Here is a 19,528-nt window from a genome sequence, read left to right on the forward strand (position 1 = left end):
TTAGCTAAAAAGAAAGGTATAAATGAGCTATTTTCCAGCTTTTTTAAAACTAGATGATAAAAAGATTTTAATTGTAGGCGGTGGTAATATTGCCTATGAGAAGTTAGTGCATCTTTTAGACTTTACAGATGATATCGATCTGATAGCACAGGAGTTTTCAGATGAGATGTTAGAAAAGGTAAAAGAAAATAATCTACACTTTGAAAAAAGAGCATATAAGGAAGGTGATATCGCAGCATATGCCGTTGTTATCATCGCAGTAGATGATATTCCTCTACAAGCTGCAATTTTTGAGGAGTCAAAAAAATATAAATGCTTGTGTAATGCAGTGGATTCAGTAGATTATTGTGATTTTATCTTTCCATCTTACATAAAAAAAGATGATTTGACCATTGCCGTTTCCACTTCAGGTGCTTCACCTGCAATGGCAAAACATCTAAGACGATATCTGCAGAATTTGATTCCTGAGAATATCGGTACATTTTTACGTGAGATGCGAAGTCTGCGTGAGAGCTTGCCAAAAGGCAAAGAGAGAATGAAGATGCTTGATGAAAAAGCAAAAAAATATATACAAAATTGGAGTAAATAATGAATGTTAAAAAAGGTATTTTTCTAGGTGTTATGTTCGCATTTTTCATACTTGGATTTATTGCTATACAAAAAGCGACACCAAATGAGAAAGAGGCAAGAATTTATAAAGAAATCAAAGTATACAGTCCCTATAAGTTTGAAAAAAGAATGGGAGGACTTACAATTTTAAATGTAAAGACAGGTGAAAAAGAGAAGCCAAATGCTGCAGATGCTCTTTATAGAATGGATGATCTGGACCAACAATGGGGTAAAAAGCATTTAAGAGTCGAAGGGAACGAAGTAGTTGTAATAGGAGATAACAATCAAACGATTACGAAAATCTTTATTCAAACACAAAAAGAGAGAGAATGGTTACATAACTTTTTTGGTATATAGCTCTTAAAAAAGAGGGAAGGGAGTTTTATGATGAGAGGAATAGGTTTGTTACTTGCCTTTGTAATGGTAGTAAGTGGATATGATGACTTACGTCAAAAAGCATTGGATAAAGGTTTAAAGCCTATTCCTAAAGATTATGAGACTTTAAAAAGTGAAGTTGATGACAAGTACAATCCTCTTCGTAAAGAGAAAATCATCTTGGGTAAAAAGCTCTTTTTCGATAAAAATCTCTCACGTGACAGAACGATTGCCTGTGCAACATGTCATGACCTTAAAAAGGGTGGTGTTGATGGAAAACCAACTGCCATAGGTTACAAACAGCGTCCAAATCCCTCTCATCTTAACTCTCCAACAGTACTCAATACCGCATATTCAAAACATCTTTTTTGGGATGGTAGAGCTAAGTCTCTGCGTGAGCAGGCAAAAGGCCCGTCTCAGGCAACATTCGAGATGGCATCTACTCCAGAACTAATAGAGCAGAGAGTCAAAGAAAATCCAGAGTATGTCAATGCTTTTGAAGATATTGACGGCGAAGATGAGATTACATTTGACAATATTACAAAAGCAATCGCTGCATATGAGAAAACTTTAGTTACACGAAGCCGTTATGATGATTTTTTAGAGGGAAATGAAAAGGTCCTTACGCAAAAAGAGCAGTATGGACTCAATCTTTTTATAGACATGGGGTGTAAGGCTTGCCATTTTGGTCCGGCTGTCGGTGGTCAGAAAATTCAAAAGTTTCCACTGCGAGACTATAACAGCATCATAGATTTGACAACGACTTTTGATGACAAAACACATAAGCGACATTTTTCACAGATGAGTTTTAATTTTAAAAAGTACCATCCATACCCATTTGAAAACATTGGTGATTTTTTAGGAAAAGACCAGACTCGTTATTTTCGTGTGCCAATACTACGAAATGTTTCCAAAACTGCTCCATACTTTCATAACGGTGTAGTTAAAACACTTCCCGAAGCAATAAAAATCATGGCAAAGTATCAACTTGGAATTGATCTGACGAAAAAGCAGCTAGATGGACTTGAAGCTTTTTTAAAGTCTCTTGATGGTGAGATAGTCGATTATGGAATTACAAAGTAAAAAGTGCTTCTCTCTTCATCTAATAGTAGTTTTTTTACTTTGCAGTGTACTTTCTCACGCAAGTCATGTTGCTTGGCAGAGTGATTATGAATCTGTAAGGAAACAAGCAAATCAAGAGTATAAAAATATCTTAGTGTTTTTGATAGAAGAGGACACAAAAGAAAGTAATGCGATTATCAAAGAGAGCTTTTTAAATCAAAAATATATAAAAGATATCAATAAAGATTTTATAGCTGTTATTGTACGTAGTCATGCTAAAAAGAGTTATCCGATAGAGTTACTTTACACGACAACATATCCGGCACTCTTTTTTTTAAGCTCTGAGGAGCTTTTTTTATGTGACCCTCTTGAAGGTATCATAACTCCTAGAAAAATAGTAGAGAAACTCTCAGAGTGCCATTAAGAGAGCATATCATACGCATCCTCAATAGTTGGCGCATTTTGTGTTACAAAAAGATAAACAGCAGCATTTAAGCGTGCTAGTTTTAAGAACTCATCGGATGGACTGTGTAACTGCTGGGATGACTCTTCTAGAGATATTTTATCCCATGATTTTTTATAGTGTATACCAAAATATTCAGGGTCAATAATGTACTCTTGAACATCTTCATTCTCTACCATCCATAGACGACCTTTTGAAAAGAGTTCAGGTGTTCCCTCATTCCCTTGGATGAGTGCAAATTTTTTATATCTGTCAGAAAAAATCTGTGCATATTTTTTTACATAAGGTTTATGAAAAACTCCTATAATTGCATATTCACTTTTTGCAACTCCGGGGAGCTTCTCAATTGTGTTAAATCCACTTCGTAGACCAAGCCTGTTCCTTATCTCTGTAAGTTTATGAAGTTTGTTAAAAAACTCTTTTCTGTCAAAATAGTGTATATTAGGATGTAATTTGATTTGTGAGACTATCTCTTTAATCGTTATACCATCTTTAGCAGGTTGTTTTTCATCGCCGATAATGACAAGCTTTAGATTTTGTTTCTCAAGTGCTTTGGCCACTAGTGGAAAAATATAAGGATTTTTGGCTTTCCCGTCAAAAGGATAACCAAGTTCAAGAGAGTTTTTTATTTCAGATTTTGTAATATGTTCATCGCAAGCAGCAATCGCACCACGAAACTCTTCTGTCGTTTCCGGTTTGAGTCTCCATCCAAGTAAAAAAGCCGCAATTTGCTCACTTGGAACACTTTGGTTTAGAACCTGTTGCATCATATCTTTTGCTTCATCGAAACTAAGATCTCGATTCCCTTTTAGACCTGTGCCGACAGCGTGTATATATTTGAAAAAATCCATGATTTTACTACCCTTATCTATTGATAGATAAAGTGTAGCAAAATTATATAAATAGGAGTTTATAATCCAAGTTTATCTTCGATTGCATCCTCTAAATCACCATTATGTGGTGTCACATGAAAATAATCTTTTGAAAACTCAACTGTTACAGCTTTTGTTTCACCATTTTCTGTTTTTTCTGCTATAAGTTCATTTTCTTTAAATTCTGTCATTCTCCAACCATCATCTTCACCCGCTTCTACAATGAGCTTATGAACTTTTTGCAATGGCATCTCTTTAAAGTATGTATAATCTGCAGTTTTTGCATCAACATGAGCTCCTGTTGTGGCACTACATGATACAAAAAGTAATGAAGAGAGTAGAACAGTTACGCTTAAGATAATAATTTTTTTCATTTTGTTTTCCTTTTATATTTTTCAACCCATAAACAAGTTAGGTATCCTTAATATGATATAATAATAATTATAAAAAAACTTTGAATTGAATGGATTTTAATGGGTTCACAAGACATAGTCATTATTTTAGTTATGACATTTCCAATGTTGTTATTTAGTATCTATCCGGGAATAAAAGCAAGTGAATATTTGGAAAAAAAATATAATATCGAAGAGTCGAAAAAAAGAGCTGTAATGGTTTCAGTGACGTTTCTGTTTGCTTTGACACTGTCACTGCTGCTTTATTATGTTTAGGAGTTTGTATATGAAAATTCTATTAGTGTTTTTAATGGTAGTTTCTCTTTATGCTTCAACACAAGAAGCATTGCAGGCATATAAAAATCAAGAATATAAAAAAGCATTTAGACTTTATAAAGAGGCTGCTGAGAAAGGTGATATAACTGCACAAAATGCAGTGAGTTACCTTTACTTTAATGGTATCGGCATACAAAAAAGTCAGCAAAAAGGACTCAAATGGTTACAAACGGCTGCTGATAGTAGTGATAAAAGAGCCTGCTTTGATTTGGGAATGATGTATCTCTCAGGTATAAATGTCGAAAAAGATTTACAAAAAGCGGCAAAATATCTGCAAATCGCTTCTGAGAAAGGTAATAGTGACGCTACATACAATCTGGCACTCATGTACTATAACGGTGATGGAGTAAAACAGGACCTAAATTATGCAGCATCACTTTTAGAAAAAGCGGCCGAATCAGGACATATCGCTGCACAACATAATGTTGGAAGAGTTTATATGCAAGCATTAAATTTTAAAAAGGCAAAACAGTGGCTGAGTGAAAATGTAAAAGATGGAGATATTCAGGCAGCTGATCTCTTAAAAGAGATAGAGGCTGCTAAAAAAGAGTAGTTTAGTTTTTCTCAAACCATTTCAGTTGCTCACGCAACTCAACAACATGTCCGACAATAATAAGTGCAGGAGTAGGGACACCTTTTGCTTTTTGGACAATATTCTCCAATGTCCCAATCACAACACTCTGGTCTTTTGTAGTACCACGTGAGATAACGGCACACGGATAATCTTTCGGTTTTCCTACTTCTTGGAGTTTTGAAGAGATTTTTTCTAGATTATGAAGTCCCATTAAAAAGACAATCGTATCATCTGTTTTAAAGTTTTCCCATGGGATCTGTGACTCTTTTTTATTTGGGGATTCATGTCCTGTTACTACGCGAAAACTAACAGCTACTCCACGATGAGTTACAGGAATGCCTGCATAGGCAGGCACACTTACAGCTGAGGTGATACCTGGAATAATCTCGAACTTTATATCTCGCTCATGAAGATATGCTCCTTCTTCACCACCACGACCAAAGACAAAAGGGTCACCACCTTTGAGACGTACTACAACATTGTGCTTGAGAGCATTTTGATAGATAACTTCATTTATCTCATCTTGTGGTAATGTGTGTTTCCCATCCTCTTTTCCGACATAAACAAACTCACATCCATCTTTTGCCATATCTAAAATCTCAGGATTGGCAAGACGGTCATAAATGATAACATCGGCTTGGGTAATAACTCTGTGTGCTTTGATCGTTAAAAGCTCAACATCTCCTGGACCAGCGCCTGTTAAATATACTTTGCCCATTATCTCTTCTCCTCATAGATGAAAATCCCTGATGGTTTTTTAATTGTAAATATCTCTTTTTGTAACCACCAGCCTTTTGTATTGATTATCGCTAATTTATTTGTATCGTTTACAGAAACATAGAGTTTCGGTGCTTCATTCGACCATCTGACATGAAGTATCTTACCATCAAATGCAAATCTTTTGATGACTTTTAGCGTTTTTGTGTCAATAATTTGAATGACCGGAAATTTGTTCCCGGAAAAGGTAACAGCTAAATATTTTTTATCAGGAGATAGCGCAGTAAATACTGGTAAACCTTCTGTTTTTATCGCTTTTAAAAATTTAAAATCAGGTGTATAAACAAAGACTTTGTTATCTCCAACTGCAGGAATGAAAACTTTTGAATCGCTGATGGACCAAAAACCAAAATGAGGGACTTTCAGTACCGGTTTTCTATCATCGAGTTTAAGTTGAATCTTTTCAAATTGCATGCTGTCTAAATCAACAACACCAAACCAAGGACTTTGGAAAAAACCATTGATATATTTATCCCCTTTTATCATTGCATCAAAAGGCATAACACCGACATCTTTGAACTCTTTATAGAGTTTGAACTTTGGTTGTCCCTTTTTTTCATTTTCATCTTTATAGATAGCAATGGCATCATTGTCCATCTCTGAAAAAATCAGATAGTTTTTATAGATTTTTATACCCACGTTACGAGAGCCGGTTTTGATCTTTTGTAGTGGCTTTAAATCACGTGAGAGAATATCTACACTCTTGTCATCATAGTTTGCAACCGCTACATAGTTTTTTGCTATGACAAAACCGATAGCACTTTTACTTGTTTTGTACTCATCAAGTTTTTTCTCACTGCGAGGATCAAATCGCACAACATAACCATCACGAGAGATAAGATAGCCATCATTCCCATAAAATTTGATAACTCCATGGTTCATATTGTGCATACCTGTCATATGTGATTTTGGCAGGTCATTGATAACAACAGCAACAGAATTGCTTTCTCGCTCTACAACAAAGATTTTCTCTTTTGCATTCAGATAGTTATTAGCTAAGAGCAATAATAGGATTGTGGTAAAAAGTTTTTGTATCATTTTAAATAGTCTCTCTTTCTTCTTTTGTTAAATAGCATGACGGGTCTTCAGCCCATAGGTCTCCACTGATTGCATATGCACGCGCACGACTGCCTCCGTTACAGATATCGATCTGTTTACAAGTTGCACAGATTCCACTTATCTGTTTTCTAGGGTGGACTCTTAACTGGTCTAAAAGTTCTCCTCCCTGCCAGATATCACCAAAGTCTTGGTTGATGATATTACCGACAATAAGCGGGAAGAACGGGTCGGGACGAACATCACCTTCAGAGTTTATGTTAAGAAGTTTACGTCCTGCAGAGTTTCCACTCCATTTAACAAGTCTGTCTCTCATTTTCTCTTTCAGTTCTGGATATTTTTTGCCAAATTTCTCTAAAAGTAAAATGGCATCCATCTCCATATTCCCGGTAACTATTTCAATATCGCGACCTGTCTCATAATACTCAAAGGCTTTATCTAAAATGAACTCTACAGCCCTGCGGCGTTGTTCTTTTGTCAAATCCATTTTCAAGTTATCAAGACCTCGTCCTGAATAAACAAGATGCGAGACATAGATTTTAGGAATATTGTGTTTTTCTGCCAAATCAAAAATATACTCTAAGGAGTCAATAGTATCTTTTGTCATAGTAAAGCGGATACCTACTTTTGAACCTGTATCATTCGCAAGCAGAACTGCTTTGAGTGTCTCTTTAAAGGCTCCTTTGAGTCCCCGAAAATAGTCATGTGTTGCTTCATCACCATCGATACTGACACCGACATAGTTAAATGTTTCGGTGATCTTTTTGATATTGCTTTTTGTAAAGTAAAGACCGTTACTTGAGAGATAGGTGATGATACCGTTTTGTCTACAAAACTCGGCAATTTCAAACAGGTCTTTTCTTGTAAGCGGCTCACCACCGGAGAAGATAATGAACTTGACACCGTTTTCTTTCATCTCTAGAATGGTTTTTTTAATCTGCTGAGTTGTCAGTGTATCAACTTCATCCAAGGTTGATTTTGAGTAACAGTGCAAGCATGAAAGGTTACAACGGTTTGTAAAGTTCCAAATAGCGATACTTCCGTCTAGTATTCTCTCTTTTTTATCTTCTACAACAGAAGCTATGAGGTTGGAGAGTCGAAACATTATTTTTTTCCTTTAAAAGAGAGTATGTAGTCACTGATGAGATCTAACTCTTTTGCACTGAGATGCAGTTGTGTCATAACAGTTCTTTTATATCCAAATGCTTTATACATAGACTTTGGAGAAGCGATGTAAGCTTCTATCTCTGCTTTTGTTCTTTTGGTTGCTATCTCACTAAAAGGAGGTCCAAAAGCCATGGCTGTTTGATGATGGCATCCCCAACAGTAAGTTTGGAAAACTTTTTTTCCTGTTAGCGAATCAGCAAAGAGTAAATTTGAAAAAAGCAGTAGTGAAATTAAAATAGTTTTCATCGTTTTTCTTTCTTTGATATAAGTAATATTCTAGCAAAACTAAGCTTGAAATATGCCTTAAATAGGCTCTAAAATAGGAATTTTGTAAATTATACAAATTTGAATATTTTATAAAAAAAAATTATAAAATGAAATGTTTTTGATAGACAGAATAAAGGAGTGAAGAATTCTCCCCAAAAAGGGGAGAAGAGGGTGCTTATGCACCTGGAATAGTTTGTCTATGCTCGATAGAGTAAGTAAATGTTGGAGTTGTTAAACCTTTAATATATTTAACAAATTTTCCAGTTTTTGCTTCATAGATACCGATACGACCAGCATTCCATTCAGAAATCATAGTCCAGTGACCATGGTTTGCAGGTTCAGCATGTAAGATTCTAGGAATTACAACTTTACCTTTTTTATCTTTAACAGTTGGTACTTTCCAGCTGTAAAGTACTTTATGAGTAACCGGATCGGTTACAGTACCACGTTTTGTACCTACTGTAATGATTCTATCAACTTCTAAAGTTTGTTTGTTGATTAAGTGTACTTTATTCCAATTAGCAGGTCCACCAAGAACATTATCTGCCCAGATAAATGGAGTATGCTCACTTGTACCGACAAAAAGACCACCACCAGCAGTTCTTACGTTCTTAACAACATTCCAGTTTTTATCCCAGATAACTACATTACCAACATTCATACTGTCTGTAGCAAAAAGTTGACCGTATTTGTCGTTATACCAAGATGAACCTTGACCTGGGTGTGGCTTAGAACCAGGACCAGTGTATACTTTAGCAACTAAAGATTTCGTTTTAAAGTCAACAACACCCATTACATCAGAACCTTGTGATGCAATAAAGAGATAGCGACCAAACTCATCACCTTCATTTAAAAGACCATCATGGAGGATTTTACCAATGTTTGGAATATCACCTACGATTGGGAAACCTTCTTTTGAATAGTCAACAATGTAAACATGCCCTGCATCTTTAAGTGCAAATGCAATGTATGGACCATATGGAGTGTCAAAAATACCAGCAACACGAGATGAACCAATGTTACCTTCCGTATCGATTACACTTGATGTTGGATATACTTTAAGTGGTTCTAATGTCATAGCATCCATAAGTACAGCACCACCTGGAACGTAGTTACCAGCCATTAGGTATTTACCATCTGGTGAAACTGCAAGACCACGTGATTCAGAACCAACTTGACATTCAGCAATTTTTTGTTGACCCGGAGTGTTAAGATCGAACATTGTTACTAAACCTGAACGAGAGATTGAATATGCATAACGAGGTTGACGCTTGTTCGTTACTGTTACGTGAACAGCAAACCCTGCAGGGTGTTTCGATAATACTTTACCACTTGTACCGTCTATAAAAACAACACGAGCAGCATCACGCTCTGTTACGAAACAAATATCTGTATTTTTCTTAACATCTGCTGCGTGAGGATATTTTTTGAGGAATTTCATTCTGTCGTTAAGTTTTTTCCATCCTTTTTTTACATTCTCTAAAGTAAGAACTTCAATTTTCTTACCTTTAAAATGTTGTAGATAGTCAACCATCTTATCTGCATCAGCTTTTGAAAACTTCTCTTTAAATTGAGGCATAGCTGTACCCGGACGTCCGTTAAGGATAGTCTCTGCTAACATATAAGAGTTTTTCTTAGAGATAACTTTTGGACGTAAGTCAGAACCAACACCACCTTCATGGTTTGGACCGTGACATCCCTGACACTCTTTTTCAAATACTTTTTCCACATTCATATGTGATGTACCCGCAAAAAGACCTGAACTTACAACTGCTAAAGCCGCAACTGACATAACTAATTTATTTAATCTCATTTTATTTCTCCTTCTAAAATTGAAGATTAAGCATGGCCCCAAAGGAGCCAGGGCAACCTAATTTTCGTTTTCTAAACGTTTTTTCTCTTGGAAGTAGATCCAAATCATTGGAAGTACAATCACAGTGTGAAGAAAAATTGTTAGTGTTAAAGGACCTTGGTTGAGCCAACCGAAAAAGCTTGGCACAACGTCTGTAAATGGTTCAAACATTTTATCTCCTTATCTTTCGTGAACTGGGTTTTTCCCAGTTGTAAGTAAATCTTTTGCTAAGAATAAGAAACCTAAGAATGTAACAGTACCCATAATAAGTCTCCAATCCATTGCCTGTGCAAACCATAAACCACTTTGACCATCAAAGTATGCAGCCCACGTAGCACCCATTTGTGCACGAGATACCAATACTTGAACATAACCAGCGATTGTAAGTGCTACAGTCATACCTACAACACCACCAGTAATTAAACTAACACCCCATAGAGAAGCTTTTGTATGTTTCATTACTTTGATGCCGTTTGTACCTTGAACTGCAATGTACATCATACCAACAAGAATAGTCGCATATGCACCAAAGAATGCCAAGTGACCGTGTGCTGATGTAAACTGTGTACCGTGAGTATATAGGTTTACTTGAGGTAATGTATGGAAGAATCCCCAGATACCTGCACCTAAGAAGTTACCAAATGCATTAAGTACGAACCATGTAAATGCCGGTTTGTTTGTAATAACAGATTTAACATGAGCTTCATCTGTATGCTCATCTGCCATCTCTGCACCTTGCGTTTTACCCCAATCATAAAGAACGTGGATAAACATTGCAACAAGTGGTAATGGTTCTAGTGCTGAGAATAATGCACCGATTTCCCACCAGTACTCAGGTGTACCAATCCAGAAATAGTGGTGACCTAGACCTAAAATACCTGAACCAAAGAGCATTGCAACTTCAATCCATAACCACATCTCAACAACTTTACGGTGTGCACCGATCATAGTGATAAGACCATAAGCAGCAATTGCACCAACAAATACTTCCCAAGTAGCTTCAACCCATAAGTGGATTACCCACCACCACCAGTATTGATCAATTGTAATGTTGTCAGTAAAGAACATACCAGCTAAATAAAGACCAGCAAATGCAATCATGTCAGCCATTAAAACTGTTACGATTCCAGATTGTCTTCCTTTAATACCAGTAAGGAATAAGTTTGCAACAAATCCAAGAGCAACAACTACGATTCCCCAGTCAGCCCAACGTGGAGCTTCAATATATTCACGACCTTCAGTAATAAACCAAATAGTAGTTGCATCTGCAGGACCGACTTGAATAAAAAGATATACAAGAACAACAACAACGATTGCAGCTGCAAAAATCCAGAAAAGGAGTTTACCGATCTTGATACCTACTGTCTCAATACCAGTCTCATCCGGTAACAACCAGTAAACTGAACCAAACATTGCAAAGACCATCCATACAACGAGTGCATTAATGTGTAAGATTCTTGCAATAGAGAAGTCTAGAATTCCATAAAGAAAACCAGGCATTACATATTGAATCGCTGCTACTAAACCAAAAAGTAATTGAGCACCAAAAAGAATAGCAGCAAAAGTAAAATACCATGTTGCTAACTGTTTTGACTCTGATGTTAAATGATTATTTGCCATTGATTGCTCCTTGCATACGTCCAAAGTTTCTTGGGAAACCATTTGTATCTATAGACGACATATGTTTTAAAAATGCAACCAAACCTTTTGCTTCCTCAGCTGTGATTCCTAAATCAGGCATCATACGAGCATGAGTTGGGAATTGGTCTGGATGTTGTAAGAATTCAGCCATTGCCTCTTCTTTTGTATTTTTTCCAGTTAATGCTTGCATAGCTCCATCTGGTCCCCATGCCGGATCTAACCATGCTTTTGTTAAATCTGGTGCATAATAAGCTCCATTTCCAAGAAGTGTATGACAATCCATACAGTTTTTAGCCTGTGAACCTAGTTTACCTAAGTGAAGCAGAGCTCTCGCTTCTTCTTCTGACCAGTCATCACGACCAAAAAACTTCTCTTTTCCCCCAATTACTGGAACTTCATGACCACGTTTTGCGTCCATTTCATATGTAATCTTATAGTTAATAACTGTAGGTCCTGGAACCCTTTTTGTTACACCGTTTTTAAGGTCTTCATCATTACCCATTGCAATTTGAGCTGACGTATCAAACGTTAGCCAAATAAGTAGTATTGATGCAAAACCTGTAACCCACGTTGCTGAACGTTGCCAGAAACGATTGTCACTCCATACAGATTTATTAGCCACTGTATCCTCCTATAAATTATTGCCAAAATATATAGTTATCAATGTTCATTCTCTTCATGAACTTGATTTTGCATATAATAAACTGCGTATGGAAGTAATAACAATCCAATAGCAGCGACAACTAAAGCTTTTGCAGTAAAATCACCTACATGCATCAAACTTCCCATTAAATACAAACAATAGGCAGTTAGCATCCAAAAACTATAGGCTATAGTCATAGTCCATGGTTTAAGCAGTTTAACTTTTACTGCAGTATATATACCAACATAAATTCCTCCAAAAACTAACACAAGTGCAGATGAAATAAAGATAGGTAAGAAATCATCCAATGCTATCTCCGGTCTAACAATTGATGGATCAATCATTTTGTTTCCTTAAACTTAGGTTAGATTTTAGAATCATATGTAGTGTATAAAGTTTTAGATGAAATAGGGTTGATTTAAGTCAATTATTATGGTTAAGTAATAAAATTTAGTTAAATTTTATTTTAAGTGTTACTTTATAGATGATTTCTATAGAAGTTTTTTCCTCAATTTTAGCATTAAGGAAATAGCGCTACAAACAACAAGAAAGGTTCTAGTTGTTTGTAAGAAGATAGCTTTTGATCTCTTTGACTAAATTTTCAAAATCTTCTTTGAATTTAAAAAGAAGTCTTGATTTTTCATTGTCATCACTATTTAAGGATGTTTTGAATTCTCGTGCAGTTGCAGTGAGTTTTTGCGCTCCAATGTTTGCCGATACTCCGATAATATCCAACAGTAGTCTATCCGCATTTTCTGTGTTGTTCTGTTTGATAAGGGACTCAATAACTTCATGGGCATTATTATAACTGTTTATAAATTCATTTAAAATTTCATGATAGAAAGCAGTATCATTTCCTGAAATTTCCATTCCCTCTTCTATATCAAGTTCAGTATAGTTTAGACTACTACTTGCATTTTCATCTGGAGTATATGCATATATAACATCATAGAGTGCATCCATTTTCAATGGTTTCTCCAAATGCTCACTCATTCCCGCTTCTGTCATTTTTCTAATATCATCAGCTGCAGTATCTCCACTGAGAGCCACAACTACAATATGGTTAAGTGCCGGATTTTTTCTTATTTTACGTGTAGCTTCAAAACCATCCATACGAGGCATATGCGCATCCATAAGAATAAGAATAAAGTTGTCATCTTTTTCTAAAATCTCTAAAGCTTCAACTCCATCATTTGCTACAACAACATCAATACCACTCTCAGCCAAAAGCCCTAAAATAACTTTCTGGTTAATGATGTTGTCTTCAGCAAGCAAGATACGCTGACCGGAAAACTCTTTAAAGTCATCTTTTGTAATTTTTGCATGCGGTGGTACTTCTCTTTTTTTGATGACCTTTTGTTTTACTTGAACTTTCTCAGCATCTTTTTCTTCAACTACTCCAAAATCCCCTTCTTCTTTTCCATCAAGAAGAGTAGCTGATGTATCTTCTGTTTCTACTGCTTTCTCGTGAGCTTCTACTTCTTCCTCTTGTTGTGCAACTACCTCTTCAACTACTGGTTTTGTTGTCTCTACTGTAACAATTTCTTCAGTACGTTTTTGAGTTGACGAACTTGTTGTTTTTCTCTTTATTATAAGATAGATAAAAATTACAACTAAGATGGCTACAAGAGCTAAAAGCTCGTTTTGATAGGCAACTATAAGGTCCATATTCCCTCTTTTTATAAAATATTGCTCAATCATACAGTATAAAAAATTAAACCTAAATCAATTTTGCTGTATAATCACTTTAAATTTTATGTTTAGGGTGACTTTTGCAAAATATTCCACATATTCCGGTTTTATACAGAGAAGTAGTTGAAACTTTTAAAGATATAAATGAGGGAATAGTCATTGATTGCACAATGGGATATGGCGGTCACTCTTCAATGATTCTTGATGCAAACCCAAATATCAAGCTCATTGCAATCGATCAGGACCAGACAGCCATAGAGTTCTCACGCAAGCGTTTAGAGAAGTATGGTGACAGAGTCGCGATACGCAAAGGACGATTTTCGAATGTCATCAAAGATATTCTGCGTGAGGTTGATGCAGGAGAGATAAAAGGTCTGTTAGCAGATATAGGTGTTTCATCTCTGCAGCTTGATCAAAAAGATCGAGGATTTTCTTATGAGAGTGAGAATCTTGATATGCGTATGGATAAAGAAGCAGCTTTAAGTGCTGCAGATGTTGTCAATAGATATGCAAAATCAGAGTTGGAGAGAATACTTTTAGAGTATGGAGAGCTGCGTAACTTTAAAAAGATTGCATCTGAGATAGTTAATAACCGTCCTTTTAACTCTGCAAAAGAGCTCAGTGAAAAACTCAAACCTTTTATGCCTCGAGGTAAAAAGATTCATCCTGCAACACTTTTGATGCAGGCTATTCGCATCGAAGTCAATGATGAACTAGGAGAGCTAAAATCACTTCTGCAAAGCATAGAAGAGGCAAAGTTGCCAAATGCAAAGATTGCAATTATCTCTTTTCACTCTTTAGAGGATAGAATTGTTAAAAAAGAGTTTTCGAAGTGGGCAAAGTCTTGTATATGTCCACCGGAAGCTATTCGATGTACCTGTGGAAGCAACCATCAGTTAGGACGTATTCTTACAAAGAAGCCGATTATGGCGCAAGATGATGAACTCAAAGCAAATGCACGAAGCAGAAGTGCAAAAATGCGAGTATTTGAGACAAATTTATAAAGGAGGAGCAGGTGAGTGAGAAGCATGAACTTTTAGATGAAGTAGATTCAGTAATAACAAATAAAAAAAGCCTTGATTTTAACTACTTTTTGTACATTGTCTTTTCACTTTTGTTTGTTGCAATGTTCGCTTTTCCAAAGATATATATCACACAGCAGATATACTATAAAAGTAGAGAGATAGCGAAACTAAAAATCGAGTATGAAACACTCAAAGAAGAAAACAGGCTGATTAGTGCTTCTGTAGAGTCCATCAAGTTCAAAAATCAGATACTAGATACACTTTTTTAAATTTTAAGGAAAAATATTGATTCGTAAGTTTATAGAGTTTGCCATTGAAAAACCACTTTTAAACCACATACTTTTGATCTTCATTTTTATGCTTTCCATATTTGCATATATCAATATTCCAAAAGAGATCTTTCCGCCGATGAATATGGATAAAATCACTATTAAAGGTGGTTATGCGGGAACATCTGCAGATATTTTGGATAAGATGGTAGTGCAGAGCATTGAAGATGATCTGCAAAACATTGATGAACTTGAAGAGATAAAAAGTAGCATTAAAAATGGTTCATTTATCATCAGTGCGGAGATCAAAAACGGCTCAGACAATATACTTGTACTCAATGATGTAAAAGATGTTGTAAGCAGTGTAAAAAAAGATCTACCGGCAGATATGAATGAACCGGTTGCCAAGATAAAGACACATGCTTTTCCTTTGGTTCTCATAGCACTCTCAGGAGATGTTTCAAAAGAGGAACTCTTAGAACGTGCAGATGAGCTAAAGAGTGAGCTTGCAAAATTTAAAGATTTGAGTGATATAACGATTCGTGGTGATGCGGATGAAGAGCTTGATATCTCACTAAATTATCAAAAGATGCAGGCTTATGGACTCAGTACTACACAAGTGGTTTCAGCTATCAGCAATATCAGCTCAATTTTTCCAATAGGGACAATCAAACAAAAAGCACACCATCTCTATATTTCAACCTATAACGGTGAAAAGACCAAAGAGAAGATTGCAGATACTATCATTCATGTAGGCAATATTAAACTGCGAATAGGCGATATCGCAGATGTAGCCTTTAAACTGAGCGATGAGGTAGAGCTTTCTCACTATAATGGTGTAAGAAATGTTTCCATCAATGTTACAAAAAGTAAAAACGGGAATGCAATCGCACTGGTAAAAGAGATACGTGAACTTTTAAAAGAACAAAAACAGAAGCATCCAAAATTAAATTTTAATATCTATACAGATACATCTGTATGGATTAAAAATCGTTTGAATGTGGTCTTTTCAAACATCGCTTTTGGATTGATGCTTGTCTTTTTGGCGATGTTGATTTTTATCAACCGTGGGATTGCTTTTGTTGTAGCTCTTGGAATTCCTGTGAGTTTTATGATAGGACTCATCGTAACAGAGATTTTGGGAGATTCTCTTAATATGCTCTCACTTTTAGGCGCACTTATTGCACTTGGAATGCTCGTGGATGAAGCCATCGTTGTTGCAGAAAATATCTACAGGCACTTAGAAGAGGGTATGGAGAGAAAAGAGGCTGTTATTAACGGTGCGGCAGAGATGTTTCCTGCAGTGCTCACTGCAACACTGACAACTGTTTTTGCCTTCTTGCCGATGCTTTTAATGACTGGAGAGATGGGAATGTTCATTAAAATTATTCCCATTATGATTACGGTTTTACTGCTCTCATCTCTTTTTGAAGCGTTTTACTTTTTACCGCTGCACGCACATGACTTTTTAAAGGTTTCCAAAAAAGGGAGTTTTACAAAAGTTTTCTGGGATAAAATGTATGTATGGTACAGTAAGGGGCTCCATTTTTTCTTTAAAAGAAAACTTGTCTCACTACTGCTGATAAGCTTTTTTATACTTGGATTTGAGTTTATCATGATAAAACATGCGAAGTTTCAACTTTTTCCTGATTTTGATAATACCCAGGTCTATGTCTATGGAAAAGTCAATATCAACAATGAGTTAAAAGATACCGAAAAAGTTGTTACAAAATTAGAAAATATCATTATGAAGCAGATTGATAATGAAAATGTTTCATCCGTTACCTCTGTTATTGGCTTTAAAATGGATGCTAAAAACAGAGCGGAGTTGGGTGAAAATATGTTTCATATCTTTGTTGATCTACATGAAAGAGCACCGGAGAACTTTTTTGACAAATATATCAGTCCCTATCTCTCCATTGAATATGATGCAAAGATAAAAACAAGAACAGTTGATGCAAAAGAGATAGCCAAAGGAATAAAAAAAGCACTTGTCAGTCTGCGTGCGGCCAAGGATGAAAAAGGAGAGAAACTTTTTGAAGAGCTAGTTGTTAAAGTTCCTGGTGCCGGTGTAATTGCACATGATGTGGAGATAGGTCTCAGTTCCAAAGATGGAAAAAATGTAGTTGGGTATCTGAAGTCTTTAGAAGAGAAACTAGGTTCAATCGAGGGTGTATTTAACATTTCAGATGATGCAACCCTTGGGGAAAAAGAGTTGAAACTGCGTGTAAACAGATATGGTCAGGAGCTAGGATTTAATGAGGGAGTCGTATCAAATATACTGCGTGCTTATTATCTTAAAGGAGAGTATGGAAAACTCTTTAACAACTCCGGACTTATTCGTATTCGTATTGAGAGTGATTTAGACAATAATATCCATTCACTCAATGCTTTGGAGTTGCAAGTACCATCATCAAAGCAGTATGTCCGACTGAAAGATATATGTGATTTTGAGTATAAGCAGAGTTATGTAACACTGAAAAAAGAGGATGGAAAACGCATTCGAAGTCTTTATGCTTCGATTGATAAAAAAATTATTACATCTTCAGAGCTTATGCAAAAAATAGAGCCAATGCTTCAGGAATTTAAAAAAGAGGGGCTTTTAGTTGAGATAAAAGGAGAAGAGAAGGAGAATAATAAAAATAAAAAAGAGATGATGCAATCAGCAATTATTGCCATTTTTTTAATTTTTATTACACTTGTGTGGTTGTTTGATTCTATCAAGAAATCTTTAATTGTAATCAGTACAATACCACTTGTTCTTCTTGGTGTATTTGTTGGTCATTGGGTTATGGGACTGAACCTTACAATGCCGGGACTTATCGGAATAGTAGGACTTGCCGGAGTTGTTGTCAATGATGGACTTATTATGGTTGACTTTATAAAAAGAGCAAAAGATACAGAAGAGTTGATGCGTCGTGCACAAACAAGACTCAGACCGATTTTGTTAACATCACTTACAACAGTGCTTGGACTCTTGACACTTATCTTTTTTGCTTCAGGTCAGGCAAAGATACTTCAACCGATGGCAGTATCTCTAGGATACGGAATTGCGTGGGCAACAGTGTTGAATCTTTTATATGTACCACTGCTTTATGCAGTTGTCTATAAAATAAAAGCACCAAAATAAAATTTTAGGAATAGATATGAAGTTAGAGATAAGTTATGCAGCTTTTGGTGTAAGACCTCCTGTTGTAAAACCAATACCGGAATTTTTACTTGAAGTGGGTGAAGATGGATTGAGGCAACTGATTTCAAAACATTATGATGCAATTAAAAAGAGTGATATCTATCATCTATTTCCACAGGATGATGCGGAGTTTGAACAGGCAAAAGTAAATTCTGCAGACTTTTTTATTCAGATTTGTGGAGGTCCGGCATATTTTAATACCAATAGAGGTGCTCCACGAATGGTTGGTCGTCATGCGCCTTTTGCTATTGATGCAAAAGCAAGAGAGATATGGCTTGCACTCTATAAACCTCTTTTAATAGAGTTACAGAACGAGGGTGTTACAGAGACCTCTTTGCAATCATTTTGGGGATATTTGGATATCTTTTCTCTATGGATGGTAAATACCAAATAAAGCCCAGAAATAAAGCAACTTCTAAGCAACTGATATGTATAATTTCGACCTATTCTTAGAAGTGGGTTCGTAGCTCAGTTGGTTAGAGCCCTCCGCTCATAACGGAGTGGTCCCGTGTTCGAGTCACGGCGAACCCACCACTTCAAAATCCTTTAATTATTTTACAAATCAGTCAGCTTTTGGAAGTCCAAATTTTTGTGTAATTAGCTCACCTTCATCATTGAAAAAGAGATAGTAAAGCAGGTCTTTTTTGACACTAAGTCCAGCAAGATAGCGAAGTGCCAAATTTGCTTGTAGTGAAGCAATATGCATAACAATTGGAGCGGCAATTCCTGCTGGTGTTTTTTGGATGATTTTAAAAGAGTCTGAGAATGAAGACTCCTCGATAAAAGCTACTTGGCCATGAAAAGCTTCAACACTGCCATAGACCCAAGGGAGATGTCTCTTTTTTGCATAAGCATTTATCTCTGCACGTGTTGGTAGATTATCTGTCGCATCAATGATGAGGTCGACTTCTATATTTTTTTTGCTCCACTCTTCAAAGTTCATTTCATGAGCAATAGCTTTTGCATAGGGACAGCGTTCTTCAATGATTTTTGCGTTTATTTGGGCTTTGTTTTTTCCTTCATCACCACTTTTAAAAGCGATCTGTCTGTGGATGTTATGCAGGCTGACTTCATCAAAATCAACCATATGAATTTCACCGATTCCTGTTGCTCCAAGTGCAAAGGCAAGGGAAGAACCAAGTCCCCCTGAACCAATGATAGCTATTTTTTTATCTTGCAGTGATTGTTGTGTCTCTTCTCCCCAGAGCTGGACTTGACGGTGAAAATATTGCATCATGATGAAGCCTTTAATCGAGTTTTATCAAA

Annotated in this window: 23 protein-coding genes and 1 tRNA gene; 11 read left to right on the plus strand and 13 right to left on the minus strand. The window is 36.1% G+C overall.

Annotated features, from left to right (window positions below; translation table 11 throughout):
- Positions 1-22 precede the first annotated feature (22 nt).
- From ES948_RS03175 to ES948_RS03190, 4 genes are read left to right on the plus strand one after another with little or no spacing between them, the layout of a single operon-like run.
- Positions 23-589, plus strand: a complete 567-nt coding sequence (locus tag ES948_RS03175) for a precorrin-2 dehydrogenase/sirohydrochlorin ferrochelatase family protein (protein WP_152183489.1) — start codon at positions 23-25, stop codon at positions 587-589.
- Positions 589-966 (plus strand): hypothetical protein, encoded by a 378-nt coding sequence (locus ES948_RS03180; protein WP_152183490.1) that lies wholly within the window; start codon positions 589-591, stop codon positions 964-966. Before ES948_RS03175 ends, ES948_RS03180 begins: the two co-directional genes overlap by 1 nt.
- A 27-nt stretch (positions 967-993) precedes the next feature.
- The gene (locus ES948_RS03185; protein ID WP_223176037.1) at positions 994-2,067 is read left to right on the plus strand and encodes a cytochrome-c peroxidase; all 1,074 of its coding nucleotides are present in this window, start codon (positions 994-996) and stop codon (positions 2,065-2,067) included.
- Positions 2,051-2,470, plus strand: coding sequence for a thioredoxin family protein (locus ES948_RS03190; protein ID WP_152183491.1), 420 nt, complete (start codon positions 2,051-2,053; stop codon positions 2,468-2,470). The genes ES948_RS03185 and ES948_RS03190 overlap by 17 nt, the downstream gene beginning before the upstream one ends.
- Here ES948_RS03190 and ES948_RS03195 read toward each other — a convergent pair.
- Positions 2,467-3,360, minus strand: coding sequence for a glycosyl transferase (locus ES948_RS03195; RefSeq protein WP_152183492.1), 894 nt, complete (start codon positions 3,358-3,360; stop codon positions 2,467-2,469). The genes ES948_RS03190 and ES948_RS03195 overlap by 4 nt on opposite strands.
- A 59-nt stretch (positions 3,361-3,419) precedes the next feature.
- Positions 3,420-3,755 carry a hypothetical protein gene (locus tag ES948_RS03200; RefSeq protein WP_152183493.1) on the minus strand — a complete coding sequence of 112 codons (336 nt, stop codon included), beginning with the start codon at positions 3,753-3,755 and terminating at the stop codon, positions 3,420-3,422.
- A gap of 99 nt (positions 3,756-3,854) precedes the next feature.
- Here ES948_RS03200 and ES948_RS03205 point away from each other — a divergent pair, with 99 nt between their 5' ends.
- Together ES948_RS03205 and ES948_RS03210 are read left to right on the plus strand one after the other, a co-directional pair.
- The gene (locus ES948_RS03205) at positions 3,855-4,049 is read left to right on the plus strand and encodes a hypothetical protein (RefSeq protein ID WP_152183494.1); all 195 of its coding nucleotides are present in this window, start codon (positions 3,855-3,857) and stop codon (positions 4,047-4,049) included.
- A 10-nt stretch (positions 4,050-4,059) separates the two neighbouring features.
- Positions 4,060-4,662 (plus strand): tetratricopeptide repeat protein, encoded by a 603-nt coding sequence (locus tag ES948_RS03210; RefSeq protein WP_188109435.1) that lies wholly within the window; start codon positions 4,060-4,062, stop codon positions 4,660-4,662.
- A 1-nt stretch (position 4,663) separates the two neighbouring features.
- Here ES948_RS03210 and cobA read toward each other — a convergent pair whose 3' ends face one another.
- The 10 genes from cobA to ES948_RS03255 all read right to left on the minus strand — a co-directional run bounded on the left by cobA (position 4,664) and on the right by ES948_RS03255 (position 13,754).
- Positions 4,664-5,401 carry a uroporphyrinogen-III C-methyltransferase gene (gene cobA / locus ES948_RS03215; protein WP_152183496.1) on the minus strand — a complete coding sequence of 246 codons (738 nt, stop codon included), beginning with the start codon at positions 5,399-5,401 and terminating at the stop codon, positions 4,664-4,666.
- Positions 5,401-6,498 (minus strand): cytochrome D1 domain-containing protein, encoded by a 1,098-nt coding sequence (locus tag ES948_RS03220; RefSeq protein WP_152183497.1) that lies wholly within the window; start codon positions 6,496-6,498, stop codon positions 5,401-5,403. Before ES948_RS03220 ends, cobA begins: the two co-directional genes overlap by 1 nt.
- Before the next feature lies 1 nt (position 6,499).
- Complete coding sequence (locus tag ES948_RS03225) at positions 6,500-7,621, minus strand: radical SAM/SPASM domain-containing protein (protein ID WP_152183498.1); 1,122 nt, start codon at positions 7,619-7,621, stop codon at positions 6,500-6,502.
- On the minus strand, positions 7,621-7,929 hold the full coding sequence (locus tag ES948_RS03230) for a c-type cytochrome (RefSeq protein ID WP_152183499.1): 309 nt from the start codon (positions 7,927-7,929) through the stop codon (positions 7,621-7,623). Before ES948_RS03230 ends, ES948_RS03225 begins: the two co-directional genes overlap by 1 nt.
- 196 nt (positions 7,930-8,125) lie before the next feature.
- On the minus strand, positions 8,126-9,763 hold the full coding sequence (locus ES948_RS03235) for a nitrite reductase (protein ID WP_152183500.1): 1,638 nt from the start codon (positions 9,761-9,763) through the stop codon (positions 8,126-8,128).
- 57 nt (positions 9,764-9,820) lie between these two features.
- Entirely contained in the window at positions 9,821-9,973 is a 153-nt protein-coding gene (locus ES948_RS10830) for a hypothetical protein (protein ID WP_188109436.1), read from the minus strand.
- Between the two features lie 9 nt (positions 9,974-9,982).
- Entirely contained in the window at positions 9,983-11,422 is a 1,440-nt protein-coding gene (locus tag ES948_RS03240; protein WP_152183501.1) for a cbb3-type cytochrome c oxidase subunit I, read from the minus strand.
- A complete protein-coding gene (locus ES948_RS03245) occupies positions 11,412-12,065 on the minus strand; it encodes a c-type cytochrome (RefSeq protein WP_152183502.1) in 654 nt (217 codons plus the stop codon). The genes ES948_RS03240 and ES948_RS03245 overlap by 11 nt, the downstream gene beginning before the upstream one ends.
- 38 nt (positions 12,066-12,103) lie before the next feature.
- Positions 12,104-12,430: a hypothetical protein gene (locus ES948_RS03250; RefSeq protein WP_152183503.1), complete on the minus strand. Its 327-nt coding sequence runs from the start codon at positions 12,428-12,430 to the stop codon at positions 12,104-12,106.
- A gap of 211 nt (positions 12,431-12,641) precedes the next feature.
- Positions 12,642-13,754: a response regulator gene (locus ES948_RS03255; protein ID WP_188109437.1), complete on the minus strand. Its 1,113-nt coding sequence runs from the start codon at positions 13,752-13,754 to the stop codon at positions 12,642-12,644.
- Positions 13,755-13,858: 104 nt separating this feature from the next.
- On the opposite strand from ES948_RS03255, the gene rsmH reads away from it, so the two are divergent.
- The 5 genes from rsmH to ES948_RS03280 all read left to right on the plus strand — a co-directional run bounded on the left by rsmH (position 13,859) and on the right by ES948_RS03280 (position 18,796).
- On the plus strand, positions 13,859-14,782 hold the full coding sequence (gene rsmH / locus ES948_RS03260) for a 16S rRNA (cytosine(1402)-N(4))-methyltransferase RsmH (RefSeq protein WP_152183505.1): 924 nt from the start codon (positions 13,859-13,861) through the stop codon (positions 14,780-14,782).
- A gap of 11 nt (positions 14,783-14,793) precedes the next feature.
- On the plus strand, positions 14,794-15,072 hold the full coding sequence (locus ES948_RS03265) for a hypothetical protein (RefSeq protein ID WP_152183506.1): 279 nt from the start codon (positions 14,794-14,796) through the stop codon (positions 15,070-15,072).
- 16 nt (positions 15,073-15,088) lie between these two features.
- Positions 15,089-18,202 (plus strand): efflux RND transporter permease subunit, encoded by a 3,114-nt coding sequence (locus ES948_RS03270; RefSeq protein ID WP_152183507.1) that lies wholly within the window; start codon positions 15,089-15,091, stop codon positions 18,200-18,202.
- 16 nt (positions 18,203-18,218) lie between these two features.
- On the plus strand, positions 18,219-18,656 hold the full coding sequence (locus ES948_RS03275; protein ID WP_152183508.1) for a globin domain-containing protein: 438 nt from the start codon (positions 18,219-18,221) through the stop codon (positions 18,654-18,656).
- A gap of 63 nt (positions 18,657-18,719) precedes the next feature.
- Positions 18,720-18,796, plus strand: a tRNA-Ile gene (locus tag ES948_RS03280).
- A 28-nt stretch (positions 18,797-18,824) separates the two neighbouring features.
- On the opposite strand, the gene ES948_RS03285 is transcribed toward ES948_RS03280, so the two are convergent.
- Positions 18,825-19,499: a HesA/MoeB/ThiF family protein gene (locus ES948_RS03285; protein ID WP_152183509.1), complete on the minus strand. Its 675-nt coding sequence runs from the start codon at positions 19,497-19,499 to the stop codon at positions 18,825-18,827.
- Positions 19,500-19,528 lie beyond the last annotated feature (29 nt).

Origin of the sequence: Sulfurimonas indica, assembly GCF_009192995.1 — a bacterium.
Classification (GTDB): Bacteria; Campylobacterota; Campylobacteria; order Campylobacterales; family Sulfurimonadaceae; genus Sulfurimonas; species Sulfurimonas indica.